Genomic DNA, 15,070 nt, shown 5'->3' with positions numbered 1-15,070 from the left:
CCTGGGCCCGTAACCCAGATCACCATATATTCATGATCACCGGTCGGTGACCGGACGCTCCGGCACGGTGATGTCGCTGCGGCGGCGCAGCGAACGGGTCGCCAGCGTCAGCGCGAGCACGACCAGGAGACCGGACACCGCGATCAACGCGACGGCGGCCCACCGGGTCGAGGTGTCACCGCCGTCCCGTTCGCCGGCGGCGACGAGCACACCCTGCGAGCCGGTCGGGGCGGGCGCGCCGACCGGCGGGGAGGCGTCCGCCGCCGCGGCGCTGATCCGGAAGCTCATCTGCACCTGCCGGTCCCGCCCGCTGCGTGGGTCCAGCCGGCCGATCACCGCGCCGGACAGGGGCGCCCGCCGCTGGGCCTCCGCCGAGGCGGCGAGCGTCAGCCGTACGGTCGCGGTCCGCCCGGCCGCCAGGGAGCCCAGCTCGCAGCGGGTCCGGTCGGCCGAGACCGGGGCACAGCCGCTCTCGGCGCCGGCCACGCTCACCCCTTCGGGAAGGAGCACCTCGACCCGGCCTGCGGCGTCGACCTTGCCGGTGTTGCCGAGCCGGACGGTGAGCGCGCTGGGCGCGCCGCTGATGTCGAACAGCACCTCGTCGGCGCGCAGCGAGATGCCGGGTACCGGCGGCCCGGGCGGGAACAGCACTGCGAAGCCCTCGTCGTCGTACGCCGCGCCCGTCACCCCGGGTGCGACGGCGGTGACCTGGACCGATCCGGCCAGCGGCATGGTCCGCCAGGCGTCGCCGTCGACCCGGACCCGGATGGTCGCGCTGAACCGGGCGCCCGGCTCGGCGTCCCACCCGACGCAGCGGTGGTCGGCGCCACCTGCCGGCTCGCAGCCCGGGGTGCCCGCGTCGGTCAGCCCCGGTGGGAGCGTGTAGCCCAGGCTGATCCGCTCCGCCCGCCCGCCGGTGTTCGTCACCGTCACCCGCAACGTGGCCACCGTGGCGTCGGCGTTCCAGTAGGCCGGCGGGAGGACCACGTCTTCGGTGGTCACGCGTACCCCCAGGGGCCCGCCGGCCGGCTGCGCCGGCGGGGGCGGCGGGGTCTTGACCGGCGGCACGACCGGCGGGGGCGCGGGTGCCGTGGTGGCCGGGGCGGCCGTGGTCGGTGCCGGTTCGGCGGGCGCGCTCGTCGGCGGCGGCGGGGGCGGTGCGGTGGTGATCGGCGCCGGCGGTTCGGTCGCCGGAGGCGGCGGCTCGGTGGGCGGCGGGGCCGTCGCCGTGGTCGTCGGCTCGCCGGTGGGCGCGGGCTCGGTCGGCTCGCCGCCGGGGTCGCCGCCCGGCTCCACCGGCTCGACGATCCGGAGCGCGGCGGCCGGCCCCGGGTGGGCGACGGCTCCGGCCGGTCCCACCGCCACCAGCGCCGCGACGAGCGCGGGCGTCAGCAGCGCGAGGGTACGGCGGAGCGCGACCCACCGATCGGGTGCAACGCGGGGGCGGGCCATCTGTCCTCCGGGACGATCAACGGGATCCCATTATTCGGTGATACTTGCCATCAAGCACTAGTCCTGCGAGGAAACGAATTCGTAACGTGTCCGGGACATCTGGAGGGGACCGGTACGCTCCGGTCGTGACCGGATATCTCGGCTCGTACGCCACGCTCGGTCTGCTGCTCCTCGCGGCCGTGCTCTTCTTCGTGACGGCGTTCTCGGCGAACCGGGTGTTACGTCCGAGCCGGCCGGCCGAGCCGTGGGGCAAGCGGGCCAGCTACGAGTGCGGTCTCGACCCGGTCGGCGGCGACTGGGCGCAGATGCAGATCCGCTACTACGTCTACGCGTACCTCTACGTGCTCTTCGCGGTCGAGGCGGTCTTCCTGTTCCCCTGGGCGCTGGTCTTCGACCGGCCCGGCTTCGGCGCCACCACCGTGGTGGAGATGGGCGTCTTCGTGGCGATCGTCGCGCTCGGCATCCTCTACGCGTGGCGGCGCGGCGTCCTGCGCTGGACCTGACGCACCGCGCCCGGCTAGGCCAGCCCGCGCCGGGTCACCGCCGGCGGCCGGTCGCCCCGGATGGACGCCACCATGTCCAGCACCCGGCGCGTCTCGCGGACCTGGTGGGCGCGGAACACCCGGGCGCCGAGCCAGGCCGAGACCGCGGTGGCGGCGAGCGTCCCCTCCAGTCGCTCGGGCACCGGCAGGTCGAGCGTCTCGCCGATGAAGTCCTTGTTCGACAGCGCCACCAGCAGCGGCCAGCCGGTGTCGGTCAGCTCCGCCAGCCGCCGGGTGATCTCCAGCGAGTGCCAGGTGTTCTTGCCGAAGTCGTGCGCCGGGTCGATCAGGATGCCGTCCCGGCGCACACCCAGCCCGACCGCGCGTTCGGCCAGCCCGGTGACGGTGCCGACCACGTCGGCCACCACGTCGTCGAAGGCGGCCCGGTGCGGCCGGGTACGCGGGGCCAGCCCGCCGGCGTGCGAGCAGACCAGCCCGGCGCCGGTCGCCGCGGCGACCCGGGCCAGCGCCGGGTCCGCCCCCGACCAGGTGTCGTTGAGCAGGTCCGCGCCGGCCGCCACCGCTTCCACGGCCACCTCGGCACGCCAGGTGTCGATGGAGACGACCACGTCGGGGAAGGCGGACCGGACCGCCGCGATGGTGTCCACCGTCCGGCGGATCTCCTCGGCCACGTCCACCTCGTCGCCCGGCCCGGCCTTCACCCCGCCGATGTCGATGATCTCGGCGCCCTCGTCCACCGCGCGCTCCACCGCCCGCAGCGCGCTGTCCTGGGCGAAGGTGGCACCCCGGTCGAAGAACGAGTCCGGCGTGCGGTTGACGATCGCCATCACCACCAGCTCACCGGGGCCGAACGTCCGTCCGCCCAGCCGTAACGCCCCGGTCATGCCCGCCTCCTCGTCGCCGGACCGCACCGGCCGGTCCGACGCTATCCGGTCCCGGCCGCGCCGCCCGTGCCGGTCCCGTGCGCCGGACGCATTTGGCGACCGGACGTCTCGGAGGGCTCGCCCGATCCCGCCCCGCATGCCACGATCTGTGCATGGGTGAGGTTCTGCTCCTCTTGGTCGTCGCGCTGACCGTCGCGGCTGTGGTGTTCGGGGTGACGGTGCTGGTCTCCGGCAAGGATCCGGGTCTCACGCCGGCCGAGCCGGACGGGCGGGCCGTGCCCCTGCCCGGCAGCCGTCCACTCGACGAGTCGGACGTGTCCGACGTCCGCTTCGACACGGCGCTGCGCGGCTACCGGATGAACCAGGTCGACGCGGCGCTGCGCCGGGCGGCGTACGACATCGGCTACAAGACCGAGCTGATCGGCGTTTTGGAGGCGGAGAACGCGGCGCTGCGGGAGGGGCGTACCGAGGACGCCGAAGCGCTGCGCCGGGCCCGTGAGGAGGCCGCCGCGACCCGCCCCGAGGCCGAGTCGGCACCCGACCCGTCCACCGAGCCGGTCGTGATCGACCTGTCCGAGCCGGAGTCGCCGGCCCGTGCCGGGGCCGACGGGCAGCCGGCCCGCGCCGACGCCGACGGGCAGCCGGGCCGGGCCGACGCCGACGGCCGGCCGGGACGCGCCCCGGCCGAGGCGGGCGTGGCCGAGGCCCCCGCCGCCGCGGCGACCGAGGACACCGTCTCCCCGGCGAACGGGATCGCGGCCGGGCCGGCCGATGACGACGCCGACCGGGAGCGCGGTTCGGTGGTCCGCTCGGAGTCGGCGTGACCGGCGCCGGCCCGTCGGCCGACGACTTCACCGAGGCGTCCCGCCGGGGCGCCGCCGAGGTCACCGCCACGGTGATCGTCGAGGCCCCGGCCGACCGGGTCTTCGCCGCGCTCACCGCGTGGGAGCGGCAGTCGGACTGGATCCCGCTGACCCGGGTCCGGGTGGTCGAGGGCGACGGTGGCGAGGGCAGCCTGGTCGAGGCGGTCACCGCGCTCGGTCCGGCAGTGCTCCGCGACGAGATGCGTGTGGTGCGGGTCGACGCGCCGTACGAGGTCGGGGTGGTGCACTGCGGCAAGCTGCTGCGCGGGCCCGGCGTGCTGCGCTGCACCCCGATGGACCGCGACCGCACGCAGGTGGTCTGGCACGAGTGGTTCCACCTGCCGGGCGGGCGGGCCGGCCGGGTGGCCTGGCCGGTGCTCTGGCCCGGCTCGAAGTTCAGCCTGACCCAGGCGCTCAAGAAGTTCGCCCGGCTGGTCGAGCAGGGCCGCCTGCCCTGACGGGCGGTCGTCGGCGCGGCGGGACTGTCGGTGGCCCGGCCTATCGTGGACGCCGTGACTGACCTGGTGACCGGCGCCGACGGGCTGCCGCGCTGCGCGTGGGGAGCGAGCACCCCCGACTACGCCGTCTACCACGACGAGGAGTGGGGCCGGCCGCTGCGCGGCGACGACGCGCTCTACGAGCGGCTGACGCTGGAGGCGTTCCAGTCCGGCCTGTCCTGGCTGACCATCCTGCGCAAACGGCAGGCGTTCCGGGACGCCTTCGCCGGGTTCCGGATCGAGTCGGTGGCCCGTTACGGCGAGGCCGACGTGACCCGGCTGATGGCCGACGCCGGGATCGTCCGCAACCGCGCCAAGATCGAGGCGGCGATCGCCAACGCCCGGGCCGCGTCGGAGCTGCCCGAGGGCCTGTCCGCGCTGCTCTGGTCGTTCGCGCCCCCGCCCCGGGCGGCGCGTCCCCGGTCCTTCGCCGAGGTGCCGGCCACCAGCCCGGAGTCAGTCGCGATGGCCAAGGCGCTCAAGAAGCGGGGCTTCCGGTTCGTCGGCCCCACGACCGCCTACGCGCTGATGCAGGCCACCGGCATGGTCGACGACCACCTGGCCGACTGCCACGTGAGCGGTGACCGGGCCGGGGTGTGACGGAGCGCGCCACCGCCGACGTGATGGGATTGGGGCATGACCGACACCGAGCCGCGTACGAGCGGGACGACAGACGGTGCGACCACGACCGGAGCCTGGGCGGTGCTGCTGCCCACCGAGCGCTTCGAGGCCGAGCGGCTGGTGCACCACGACCTGCTGGAGCTGACCGGTCTGTCCGAGGCGGCCCGCCCCCGGCCCGGTGACCGGGTCGCGGTGCTCGTCGACGAGCCGTTGCGCCTGGTCGCGCTCGGCCGGGTCGCACCCGCGTCGTCCGAGACCGCGGAGGACCCGGACGACCCGCAGTCCGACGCGGCGGCCGGGCCGCTCGTGGTCACGTACACCCGGCGGGTGCTCGACGAGCCGGTGCCCGTCGACGGCCCGGCGCCGGACGGCCCGGTCGTGGCGATCGACCCGGCCCGCTGGCGGTCGCTGGCCGACCGGCTCGGTCCGCCGCCCGCCCGCAGCACCTGGCTGGTCAGCCTGGACCTGCCGATCGAGGCCGCGTCGCGCGCCGAGGCGGTGCGGATCTTCTGGTCCTACGTGCAGGAGCTGGGCCCGCGGGAGCTGCCGGCGTTCGTCTCGCCCTACGGCGACGAGCTGGCCATGCAGGCGTTCGTGCTCGGCGTCGAGGCCAACCAGGATCCGGAAGAGGACGACTGACCCCACCGTGCCCGCAGGGGCGCTCAGCGCCCCTCGAAGACCGGCTTCTGCTTGTCGACGAACGCCTTCGTGGCGGCCCGGTGGTCGGCGGTGGCACCGCAGATCGCCTGTGCCTGCGCCTCGGCGGCCAGCGCGTCGGCGAGCGTGCCCGCGTCGGCGATGGAGAGCTGGCGCTTGATCGCCCCGTACGCGATCGTGGGGCCGGCGGCGAGCCGGGCGGCCAGTTCCTGCGCGCTGGGGAGCACCTGCTCGTCGTCGTCCACCAGCTTGGTCAGCAGGCCCAGCCGGCAGGCGTCCTCGGCGCCGACCGGTTCGGCGAGCATCAGCAGCTCGACGGCCTTGGCGTGGCCGACCAGCCGGGGCAGCGTCCAGGAGGCGCCGGTGTCGGCGGCGAGCCCCACCCCGGCGAACGCCATCAGGAACCGGGTTTTCGGGCCGCCGATGCGGAAGTCGGCGAGGAACGCCAGCGAGGCGCCGGCCCCGGCGGCCATCCCGCGCACCGCGGCGACCACCGGCTTGGGCAGGTTGGCCAGCCGGGCGGCGATCGGGTTGTAGTGCGCCCGCACCGTGCCCAGCGGGTCGGCGTCCGAGGTCTCCAGCGTCCGCACGTGCTCGCGCAGGTCCTGCCCGGCGCTGAACGAGCCGCCGGCACCCGCGAGCACGACCGCCCGGCAGGACCTGTCGGTCTCCAGCTCCGCCAGGGTGTCCCGGAGCGCCTCCTTGAGCGCCACGTCGAGCGAGTTCATCGCCGTCGGGCGGTTCAGCGTCAGGGTGACGACGGCGTCGGTGCGGTCGACGAGGAGCGGCTCGGTCACGTTCTAACGACCCTTCTGTCGGGCGAGGCGGTTGCCGGCGTCGAGGCACTGCTCGACGTACCGGTCGGCGGCCGGCCGGAGCCGGGCCGCGTGCCGGTCGAAGAAACTGGCCGCGCTGGTGCCCGGCCAGCGCTCGGGCAGCAGTGCCGGGGGCAGTTGCGGGTCCCGGAACAGGAACGTACGCCACGCGTGCACGAGCCGGAACCGGGCCGCGTACGCGTCCTCGTCGCTGCTGCGCACCGTGACGCCGGAGAGCAGCGGCTTCTGCTCGGCGACGAAGCGCTCGTAGGCCCGGCCGATCTCGGCCAGGTCCCAGGCGCGGCGGACCACGCCCATCGCACCCGGTGTGCCGGCCGCGTGCGCGGCGGTGAAGCGCTCGTAGCGTACGCCCGCCTCGTCGAGCAGCAGGTCGACGTCCTCACCCGGGCGGGTGGCCACCCAGGTGCAGTCGTCGAGCGTGCCGTAGCCGAGGAAGGCGAGGTTGGCGGCGAGCCGCTGCCGGTCCCGGCGGGAGGAGGGCGCGGTGAGCACCAGGAGATCGAACCGCCCGTCCCAGCTGTGCCGTCCGGTCCGGTAGATCCGGGACGCCGCCTCGTCGAGTCGACGAGCCGCCTTCGGGGTGATCGAATATCCCGGTCCGGACGCGAGCCGGAGCGGTTCCAGCCAGCCCTGGCGGACCATCCGGGACACCGCGGTGCGTACCGCCGGTGGGGCGATCCCCAGCGGGGCGAGCAGCTTGACCAGGGCGGCGACCGGTGCGCGGCCGCCCCGGGCCCGGAGGTGGTCGCCGTACAGGTCGAAGAGTGCCGACCGTGCCTGCATGACCGCACATTGTGACAGGCCTATCCAAGATAAGCTAGATGCTGTTACATCAATGCTGCTTCGGTTTGGGTCCGGCGGTGTTCATCAGGGAAAATCGTTGGTCGAGCCTTCCGCGAGGGTTGCGGAAGGCGATGGCGAAGTGGCTGTGGGGCAACTCACCGACCCTGGTGTAGGTCTGAGGGGAGACAACATGGCGGCGATGAAGCCGCGGACGGGCGACGGTCCGCTGGAAGTCACCAAGGAGGGCCGGGGCATCGTCATGCGAGTCCCGCTGGAGGGTGGTGGCCGGCTCGTCGTCGAGATGACTCCCGACGAGGCCACCGCGCTCGGTGACGCGCTGAAGGCGGCCGCGGGCTGATTCGAGGAGTGTCCCGCGTGGCGTCCGCCGCGCGGGCGGTTCGTCCTACCCTGAGCCACCGGGATCCCCGGTGGCTCAGGGTCTTTCCTCGACGGGCGCGTGGCAGAACGTGCCCGTTCCACCCATTTCGGAGGTACGGTCCAGCGTGCTGGTCATTCGTCTGGTGAGTGGGCCCGCCGGGCCCGACGCTCTCGTCCTGCCCGTCCGTCCCGGAGGGCCGGACTCGCCGGACTCGCCGGCCGCCCCGGCCTCCTCGGCCCAGCTGGTCCCGACCGCCGTGCCGCCCGGTGACGACGTCCGGGACGAGGCCGCCGCCGTACTGCCCGCCGCCCGGCTCACCGGTTCGGCCGGCGAGGTGCGCCAGCACCTGCGTCCCGGCGGATCTCCGTCGCGGCTGTGGCTGCTGGGCGTCGGCGACGGCGACGAGCGCGACTGGCGTACCGCCGGCGCCGCGCTGGCCCGCGCGGCGAAGGATGAGACGCAGATCACCATCGCGCTTCCGGCGGAGGCGACCACCGCCCTTCGCGGCCTGGCCGAAGGGCTGCTGCTCGGCTCGTACCGCTTCCGCCTCACCGAGGCCGGCGGGCGACCCGCCCTGGCCGAGGTCGAGGTGCTCGTCGACGACCCGGACGCACTCGCCGGCACGCTCGCCGCCGCCCGGGCCACCGCCGAGACGACCCGGCTCGCCCGGGACCTGACGAACATGCCCTCGTCGACCAAGAACCCGGAGTGGTTCGCCGCCCAGGTGGCCGAGGCCGCGTCCGGGCGGCCCGACCTGCACCTGCGGGTACGCGGCCCGGAGGAACTGGCGGCCGAGGGCTTCGGCGGCATCCTGGCCGTCGGCGGCGGCTCCGCCAGCGGCCCGCGCCTGGTGGAGCTGGACTGGCGGCCGGAGGGCGCGCGTACCCACGTGGTGCTCGTCGGCAAGGGCATCACGTTCGACACCGGCGGCATCTCGATCAAGCCGGTGCCCGCCATGAAGCTCATGCGCAAGGACATGGCCGGCGCCGCCGCCGTGATCGCCGCGACGCTCGGCGCCGCCGAGCTGCGCCTGCCGGTACGGGTGACCACGCTCGCCCCGCTCGCCGAGAACATGGTCAGCGGCTCGGCGTTCCGCCCCGGCGACGTGATCCGGCACTACGGGGGGCTCACGAGCGAGAGCACCAACTCCGACGCCGAGGGCCGGCTGGTGCTCGCCGACGCGCTGGCGTACGCGGTCCGCGAGCTGAAGCCCGACCTGCTTGTCGACCTGGCGACGCTCACCGGCGCGAACGCCGTCGCCCTGGGCAAGCGGCACGCCGCGCTCTACAGCGAGAACGACGCGCTCGCGGCGGGCCTGCTCGACGCGATCACCGCGGCCGGCGAGCGGGCCTGGCGGATGCCGCTCGCCGACGACTACGTGGAATACCTGGCCAGCGACGTCGCCGACCTGCACAGCTCGCCGGCCCAGGGCGCCGGTTCGGTGGTCGCCGCGCTGTACCTGCGGGAGTTCACCGGCGACCTGCGGGACCGGTGGGTACACCTGGACATGTCCGCGCCGTCGTGGTCCGACGACACGCACGGCGAGCTGGTCAAGGGCGCCACCGGCTGGGGTGTGCGCGGGCTGCTGCGCTGGCTGGCGACGCTGGGCTGACGTTCCGGTGCGCCGGGCCTGCTGTCAGGCCTTCACGGCGGCGAGCAGGCCGTGGCCGACCGGCAGCAGCGCGGGCACCCAGTGCTCCGACTCGCGGATCGCCTTGATCGTCTCCCGCACGGTGACCGTCTCGACGTCCCGGGCGGCCGGATCGCCGATCCGGCCGGCCGCCAGCGCGCCGTTGAGCGCGAGCACCCCGCCGGGGCGCAGCAGCCGCAGCGCCGCGTCCACGTACGCGGCGAAGCCGGTCGACACCGCGTCCACGAAGACCAGGTCGTAGGCACCATCCGCGAGCCGGGGCAGCACGTCGAGGGCGCGGCCGGTGATGATCCGGGTACGCCCCGACGGGAAGCCCGCCTCCTGGAACAGCCGCCGGGCGATGCGCTGGTATTCGACCTCGACGTCGATCGTGGTGAGCACGCCGTCGGGCCGCATGCCGCGCAGCAGCCACACGCCGCTCACCCCGGTGCCGGTGCCGATCTCCACCACCGCCCGGGCGTTCCCGGCGGCGGCGAGCAGCCGCAGCGCGGCACCCGACCCGGGCGTGACCGCCTCCACCCCCACCTCGTGGGCGAGGGCGCGGGCCGTGCGCAGCACGAGATCCTCGGTGACGAAAGACTCGGCGAAGTGGAGCGCCTGGGCCGTCGAACTGCCGTGACCGGCGACCGTGGCGATGGGACACCTCCGAGGGGCGGACTGGTGCGAGGGGCGGTATGCACTGTGAGCGTAGAGGCGGGGCGGTACCGGCGCAGCCGCGAGTCCGCCGTCGGACGATCACGGACGGCAACCCCTGACTCCATTCGCGCCATCCGTGTAATCCTGGATGTGTCCCGCGCGTCACTGTCGTCCGGCTCCGCCGGTCGCCGGCGCGGGGCCAGCGGGACGGAGTGGGAGGCACCGACGTGACCGACGGCTGGGACTGGCGGCGGCCCGGCGGATCGCCGGCACCGGGTGGGCCGGCGTCCGGACGACCGCCGCGCAACGCCCCGGATCAGGCGACGTCGCCGTGGTGGTCCGACGCGCTGGCCGACCCCTGGCGGGACCCGTACGCACCCGCCGCCGTGGTGGTTCCGGCGGCGCCGACGCCGGGGGCGGGGGAGCCGGAGCCGGTCACCGACCCGGACCTGCCGGCCCGGCCCGGGCTGCGCCAGGTCGTGCTCATCTCCCTGGTCACCGCGTTGCTGGCCGGTTCCCTGGGCAGCGCCCTGACGTACGCCTTCCTGCGCGGCGGTGACGTGCCGACGATCGGTGCGCAGAGCGGCCAGGCCCCCGCGCTGGCCCAGCGCAAGCCCGAGTCACTGGCCGGGGTGGCCGAGCGGGTCCTGCCGAGCGTGGTCACCATCCGGGTGGTCAGTCTCGGCGGCACCAGCGAGGGCTCCGGCTTCGTGGTGACGAACGAGGGCCACATCATCACCAACGACCACGTGGTCGCCGACGGCCCCGGCAAGGCCACCGTCGTGTTCAACGACGGCAGCACCGCCGCCGGCACCGTGGTCGGCCAGGACCCGGAGTCGGACCTCGCAGTGATCAAGGTCTCGCGCAGCGGGCTGACCCCGGTGCAGTTCGGCGACTCCGACGCGCTCGCCGTCGGTGACCCGGTGCTCGCCATCGGGTCGCCGTTGTCGCTCGCCAACACCGTCACGGCCGGCATCGTGAGCGCGCTGGACCGGACCATGCAGGCCGGCGAGCCGGGCGGGCCGACGCGCTACTACGCGGCGATCCAGACCGACGCCGCGGTCAACCACGGCAACTCCGGCGGCCCGCTGGTGGACGGCGCCGGGCGGGTGGTCGGTGTCAACTCGACGATCAAGTCGCTGGTGGCCGACGGGCAGGAGGCGGGCAACATCGGCCTCGCCTTCGCCATCCCGATCAACCAGGCGAAGCGGATCACCGAGGACATCATCGGCACCGGCAAGGCCCGGCGTACGGTCATCGGCGCCCAGGTGGGCGGCACCGGCGCCACCGGCGGCGGGGTACGCCTCAACGCGGTCGAGCCGGCCGGCCCGGCGGCGGCGGCCGGTCTGCGTACCGGGGACGTGGTGCTCCGGCTGGACGGCCACCCGATGACCGACCCGACCGATCTGGTGGCCCTGGTACGCAAGTACGCGCCCGGTTCGGTGGTGACGGTCGAGTACCGGCGCGGGTCGTCGCGGCAGAACGCGTCGGTGACGCTCGCCGCGGATGCGAAGTGAGGACCCGTCACCCCCTCCCCGATGGTCACCTGACGTGCGTAGTCTTGCCCTGACACGGACGAGGAGGCCGCGGTGTTCGAGAACCTGAACTGGTGGGAGATCGGCGTCCTGCTGCTCCTGGCGCTGTTGATCTTCGGGGACCGGCTGCCCAACGTGATCAACGACGGTCTCCGGATGGTCCGCAACCTGCGCAACATGGCGCGCAACGCCACCGGCGACCTGAGCCGCGAGCTGGGCACGGACATTCAGCTGGAGGATCTGCACCCCAAGGCGTTCATCCGCAAGCACCTGCTCAGCGAGGAAGACGAGCAGGCGATCCGCAAGCCGCTGCAGAGCATGTACGACAACCTGCGCTCGGACGTCACAGGCGTGCACGACGAGCTGAAGGACGTGGCGAAGGCCGCCGACCTGCGTACCCCGAGCGTCGCGACCAGCGCCCCCACCCCCACCCCCGCGCCGCCGGCCCCCCGCCCGTCCTACGACGACGCCACCTGAGGCCCCCGCTTTCGCCGTCGATCATGAGGTTGACGGCGCGACACGCCGGTCCGGCGACCGCCAACCTCATGATCGACGCCGGAAACGGGACCGCCCCCTCCCGCGTGCGGCGGGAAGGGGCGGTGAGGAGCGCGGGTGGGGGGGGGGGGGGGGGGGGGGGGGGGGGGGTCAGCGGCCGGCCGGCTTGAGGCCCAGGGGCTTGCCGAGCAGGGACTCGCGGCGCACCGCGAGGCGGTCGGCGACCTGGAACAGGGCCTTCGCGGCCGGGGCGTCCGGCTGCGCCAGCACGATCGGCTGGCCGGCGTCGCCACCCTCGCGGACCCGGGTGTCCAGCGGGATCTGCCCCAGCACCGGCACCTGCGCGCCGATCGTGCGGGTCAGCGACTCGGCCACCGCCGCGCCGCCACCGGACCCGAAGACCTCCATCCGGGAGCCGTCCGGCATCTCCAGCCAGGACATGTTCTCGATCACGCCGACCACCCGCTGGTGGGTCTGCAGCGAGATCGCACCGGCTCGCTCGGCCACCTCGGCGGCGGCCGCCTGCGGGGTGGTGACGACCAGGATCTCCGCGTTCGGCAGCAACTGGGCCACCGAGATCGCGATGTCGCCGGTGCCCGGCGGCAGGTCGAGCAGGAGGACGTCCAGGTCACCCCAGTAGACGTCGGCGAGGAACTGCTGAAGCGCCCGGTGCAGCATCGGGCCGCGCCAGACCACGGCGGCGTTGCCGGGCGTGAACATGCCGATCGAGATGACCTTCACGCCGTGCGACTGCGGCGGCATGATCATGTCCTCGACGCGGGTCGGCGCGCCGTCCGCGCCGAGCATCCGGGGCACCGAGTGGCCGTAGATGTCCGCGTCCACCACACCCACCGACAGGCCCCGGGACGCCAGCGCGGCGGCCAGGTTGACGGTGACGCTGGACTTGCCGACACCGCCCTTGCCGCTGGCGACCGCGTAGACGCGGGTCCGCGAGCCCGGCTGGGCGAACGGGATCACCGGCTCGGCGGTGGCGCCGCCACCGCGCAGCTTCGACTGCAGTTCCTGGCGCTGCTCCGGGCTCATCACACCGAAGATGATCTCGACGCCGCTCACGCCCGGTACCGCGCCGACGGCGGCGGTGATGTCACTGCGCAGCTTGTCCTTCAGCGGGCAGCCGGCCACGGTGAGCAGCAGCTCCACCCGGACCACGCCGTCCTCGCCGCGCTCGGCGGACTGGACCATGCCGAGTTCGGTGATCGGCCGGCGGATCTCCGGGTCGTTGACGGTGGCCAGGGCGGCCTGGATCGCGTCGGAGACGGTGCTGACGGGTGCTGACATGCCCGCAATGCTACGTCGCGGGTCATCGGCCACCGCCGCTGGCGGGGGCGGTGTGAGCGATTCGATGGCCGCTCAGCCGTCGCGCCGGCCGTCCCGCACGTAGTCGCCGTCCAGCTCGTCCCGGGGCTCGTCCAGCGGTTCGCCGCCGCCCGTACGGCGGCCCTCGCGCTCCTGCTGCCGCCGCTCCAGCTTCCGCCGCCGCTCGGCCGCCTCGTCCAGCTCCTCACCCAGCCGGGTCAGCTCGGAGCGCAGGAAGTCCCGGGTCGCCACGTCACCCATCGCGATACGCAGCGCGGCGATCTCCCGCGCCAGGTACTCCGTGTCGGCCTTCTGGAGCGTGGCCCGCCGCCGGTCCTCGTCCAGCGCGATCCGGTCCCGGTCCGCCTGCCGGTTCTGCGCGAGCAGGATCAGCGGCGCCGCGTACGACGCCTGCAACGACAAGATCAAGGTCAGGAACGTGAAGGTGTACGGGTCGAAGCGCAGATTCGCCGGCGCCAGCGTGTTCCACAGGAACCAGGCCACCAGGATCAGCGTCATGTAGACGAGGAAGTTCGCCGTACCCATGCCCCGGGCGATGCCCTCGGCCCAGCGGCCGAAGGTCTCCGCGTCGATCCGGCGCAGGCGCAGGTTCCGCGGGGTGCGCGGCTGGTCCAGCCGCTCGCCCCGTCGCTGATCACTCATCGTCGCCGTCCAGGATGCCGTCGTGGGTGGCGGACGAGGGGGATGCCGCGTCCCGGTCCCGCCAGTCCCGCGGCAGGGAGTGGTCGAGTACGTCGTCCACTGTCACCGCGCCGACCAGGCGGTTGTTCCGGTCCACCACCGGCATGCCGACCATGTCGTACGTCGCCATCCGGCGGGTGATCTCGGGCAGCGGCGTCGACGTCCGCAACGGGTCGATGTCGTTGACCACGATGCCGCCGAGCAGATCGGCCGGAGGTTCCCGGAGCAACCGCTGGAAATGCACCATACCCAGGTAGCGGCCGGTGGGCGTGGTCAGTGGGGCGCGGGTCACGAAGACCTGGGCGGCCACCGCGGGCGACAGCTGCGGCTCCCGGATCCGGGCCAGCGCCTCGGCCACCGTGGCGTCCGGCGGCAGGATCACCGGCTCCGAGGTCATCACGCTGCCGGCGGTGCCGGAGGCGTAGCGCAGCAGTTGGCGTACCGGGTCGGCCTCGTCCGGTTCCATCAGGTCCAGCAGCACGTCCTGCTCCGGTGGGGGCAGTTCGTTGAGCAGGTCGGCCGCGTCGTCCGGCTCCATCTCCTCCAGGACGTCGGCGGCGCGTTGCCGGTCCAGCGCGGCGAGGATCTCCACCTGGTCGCGTTCGGGCAGCTCGCTCAGCACGTCGGCGAGGCGTTCGTCGTCGAGCGCGGCGGCCACCTCGTTGCGCCGGGCGTCCGGCAGGTCCTGGAGGGCGTTCGCCAGGTCGGCCGGGCGCATGTCCTCCAGGACGGCGAGCAGGTTCGCCGTACCGCGGTTGTCACCGACCGCGCCCAGGCCGTGGACCCGGTCCCAGTCGACCTGGTGGAGATGGCCGCGGCGGGTGAGCCGGCCGGTCTGCTCGCGGACGGCGACCCGGCTCAGCGCCCACTCGCCGCCGCGGCTGCACTCCATCGCCACGTCCACGACCGAGCCGGCCTGCCCGCTGTCGAGCTGGACCCGGCGGTCGAGCAGTTCCTGCAGCACCAGCAGCTCGTTCGGGCGCTTTTCGAAGCGGCGCAGGTTGAGCGTGCCGCTGCCGAGCACCACTCCGTCCGGATCGATGGAGGTGATCCGGTTGATGGACAGGAAGATGCGGCGCCGCATCGGCATCTCGGCGACCAGTCCGACCACCTCCGGCGGTCGCTGGGTCGCGCGCATCCGGGCCACCGCGTCCCGGACACGGCCGACCTGGTCGCCGTTCGGGTCGAAAACGGCGACTCCGGCGAGTCGAGCGAGGTAGACCCGGTTCGGCGTGCTCACGGCCACCAGCCTAAGGGCC

The 15,070-nt window shown here is 74.1% G+C and carries 17 protein-coding genes; 9 read left to right on the top strand and 8 right to left on the bottom strand.

Features of this window, described 5'->3' with window-relative positions:
• Positions 1-36: 36 nt before the first annotated feature.
• Entirely contained in the window at positions 37-1,452 is a 1,416-nt protein-coding gene (locus O7604_RS06235) for a hypothetical protein (RefSeq protein WP_281579090.1), read from the bottom strand.
• A 125-nt stretch (positions 1,453-1,577) separates the two neighbouring features.
• Here O7604_RS06235 and O7604_RS06230 point away from each other — a divergent pair, with 125 nt between their 5' ends.
• Entirely contained in the window at positions 1,578-1,955 is a 378-nt protein-coding gene (locus O7604_RS06230; protein WP_030273665.1) for an NADH-quinone oxidoreductase subunit A, read from the top strand.
• Between the two features lie 14 nt (positions 1,956-1,969).
• On the opposite strand, the gene folP is transcribed toward O7604_RS06230, so the two are convergent.
• On the bottom strand, positions 1,970-2,839 hold the full coding sequence (gene folP, locus O7604_RS06225; protein ID WP_269702471.1) for a dihydropteroate synthase: 870 nt from the start codon (positions 2,837-2,839) through the stop codon (positions 1,970-1,972).
• Positions 2,840-2,991: 152 nt separating this feature from the next.
• Between folP and O7604_RS06220 the strand changes: the two genes are divergently transcribed.
• Genes O7604_RS06220 through O7604_RS06205 form a run of 4 tightly spaced genes read left to right on the top strand, consistent with a single transcriptional unit; the run spans position 2,992 to position 5,459 of the window.
• A complete protein-coding gene (locus tag O7604_RS06220; protein WP_281579089.1) occupies positions 2,992-3,663 on the top strand; it encodes a DivIVA domain-containing protein in 672 nt (223 codons plus the stop codon).
• A complete protein-coding gene (locus tag O7604_RS06215) occupies positions 3,660-4,160 on the top strand; it encodes an SRPBCC family protein (RefSeq protein ID WP_269702467.1) in 501 nt (166 codons plus the stop codon). Before O7604_RS06220 ends, O7604_RS06215 begins: the two co-directional genes overlap by 4 nt.
• Positions 4,161-4,214: 54 nt before the next feature.
• Entirely contained in the window at positions 4,215-4,799 is a 585-nt protein-coding gene (locus tag O7604_RS06210; RefSeq protein ID WP_041784439.1) for a DNA-3-methyladenine glycosylase I, read from the top strand.
• A 36-nt stretch (positions 4,800-4,835) separates the two neighbouring features.
• The gene (locus O7604_RS06205) at positions 4,836-5,459 is read left to right on the top strand and encodes a hypothetical protein (RefSeq protein WP_269702464.1); all 624 of its coding nucleotides are present in this window, start codon (positions 4,836-4,838) and stop codon (positions 5,457-5,459) included.
• Positions 5,460-5,482: 23 nt separating this feature from the next.
• Here O7604_RS06205 and O7604_RS06200 read toward each other — a convergent pair whose 3' ends face one another.
• Together O7604_RS06200 and O7604_RS06195 are read right to left on the bottom strand one after the other, a co-directional pair.
• Positions 5,483-6,274: an enoyl-CoA hydratase-related protein gene (locus O7604_RS06200; RefSeq protein ID WP_269702462.1), complete on the bottom strand. Its 792-nt coding sequence runs from the start codon at positions 6,272-6,274 to the stop codon at positions 5,483-5,485.
• A 3-nt stretch (positions 6,275-6,277) separates the two neighbouring features.
• Entirely contained in the window at positions 6,278-7,096 is an 819-nt protein-coding gene (locus O7604_RS06195; protein ID WP_018788949.1) for a PaaX family transcriptional regulator C-terminal domain-containing protein, read from the bottom strand.
• Positions 7,097-7,286: 190 nt separating this feature from the next.
• Here O7604_RS06195 and O7604_RS06190 point away from each other — a divergent pair, with 190 nt between their 5' ends.
• Entirely contained in the window at positions 7,287-7,454 is a 168-nt protein-coding gene (locus O7604_RS06190) for a DUF3117 domain-containing protein (protein ID WP_013283866.1), read from the top strand.
• Positions 7,455-7,599: 145 nt separating this feature from the next.
• Positions 7,600-9,087, top strand: coding sequence for a leucyl aminopeptidase family protein (locus O7604_RS06185; protein WP_269702460.1), 1,488 nt, complete (start codon positions 7,600-7,602; stop codon positions 9,085-9,087).
• A gap of 24 nt (positions 9,088-9,111) precedes the next feature.
• Here the strand turns inward: O7604_RS06185 and O7604_RS06180 are convergent, their stop codons facing one another.
• Entirely contained in the window at positions 9,112-9,762 is a 651-nt protein-coding gene (locus O7604_RS06180) for an O-methyltransferase (protein WP_081636063.1), read from the bottom strand.
• Positions 9,763-9,974: 212 nt separating this feature from the next.
• On the opposite strand from O7604_RS06180, the gene O7604_RS06175 reads away from it, so the two are divergent.
• On the top strand, positions 9,975-11,279 hold the full coding sequence (locus O7604_RS06175) for a trypsin-like peptidase domain-containing protein (protein ID WP_269702458.1): 1,305 nt from the start codon (positions 9,975-9,977) through the stop codon (positions 11,277-11,279).
• A gap of 72 nt (positions 11,280-11,351) precedes the next feature.
• A complete protein-coding gene (locus O7604_RS06170) occupies positions 11,352-11,774 on the top strand; it encodes a preprotein translocase subunit TatB (protein ID WP_269702456.1) in 423 nt (140 codons plus the stop codon).
• A 168-nt stretch (positions 11,775-11,942) separates the two neighbouring features.
• On the opposite strand, the gene O7604_RS06165 is transcribed toward O7604_RS06170, so the two are convergent.
• The 3 genes from O7604_RS06165 to O7604_RS06155 all read right to left on the bottom strand — a co-directional run bounded on the left by O7604_RS06165 (position 11,943) and on the right by O7604_RS06155 (position 15,051).
• Positions 11,943-13,091: an Mrp/NBP35 family ATP-binding protein gene (locus tag O7604_RS06165; RefSeq protein WP_071096918.1), complete on the bottom strand. Its 1,149-nt coding sequence runs from the start codon at positions 13,089-13,091 to the stop codon at positions 11,943-11,945.
• A 72-nt stretch (positions 13,092-13,163) separates the two neighbouring features.
• Positions 13,164-13,772 carry a DUF1003 domain-containing protein gene (locus O7604_RS06160; RefSeq protein ID WP_269702455.1) on the bottom strand — a complete coding sequence of 203 codons (609 nt, stop codon included), beginning with the start codon at positions 13,770-13,772 and terminating at the stop codon, positions 13,164-13,166.
• The gene (locus O7604_RS06155; RefSeq protein WP_281579088.1) at positions 13,765-15,051 is read right to left on the bottom strand and encodes a CBS domain-containing protein; all 1,287 of its coding nucleotides are present in this window, start codon (positions 15,049-15,051) and stop codon (positions 13,765-13,767) included. Before O7604_RS06155 ends, O7604_RS06160 begins: the two co-directional genes overlap by 8 nt.
• Positions 15,052-15,070 lie beyond the last annotated feature (19 nt).

It is taken from the genome of Micromonospora sp. WMMA1947 (assembly GCF_027497355.1).
Lineage (GTDB): Bacteria > Actinomycetota > Actinomycetes > Mycobacteriales > Micromonosporaceae > Micromonospora.
This window is presented reverse-complemented; position numbering and strand designations above follow the sequence as displayed.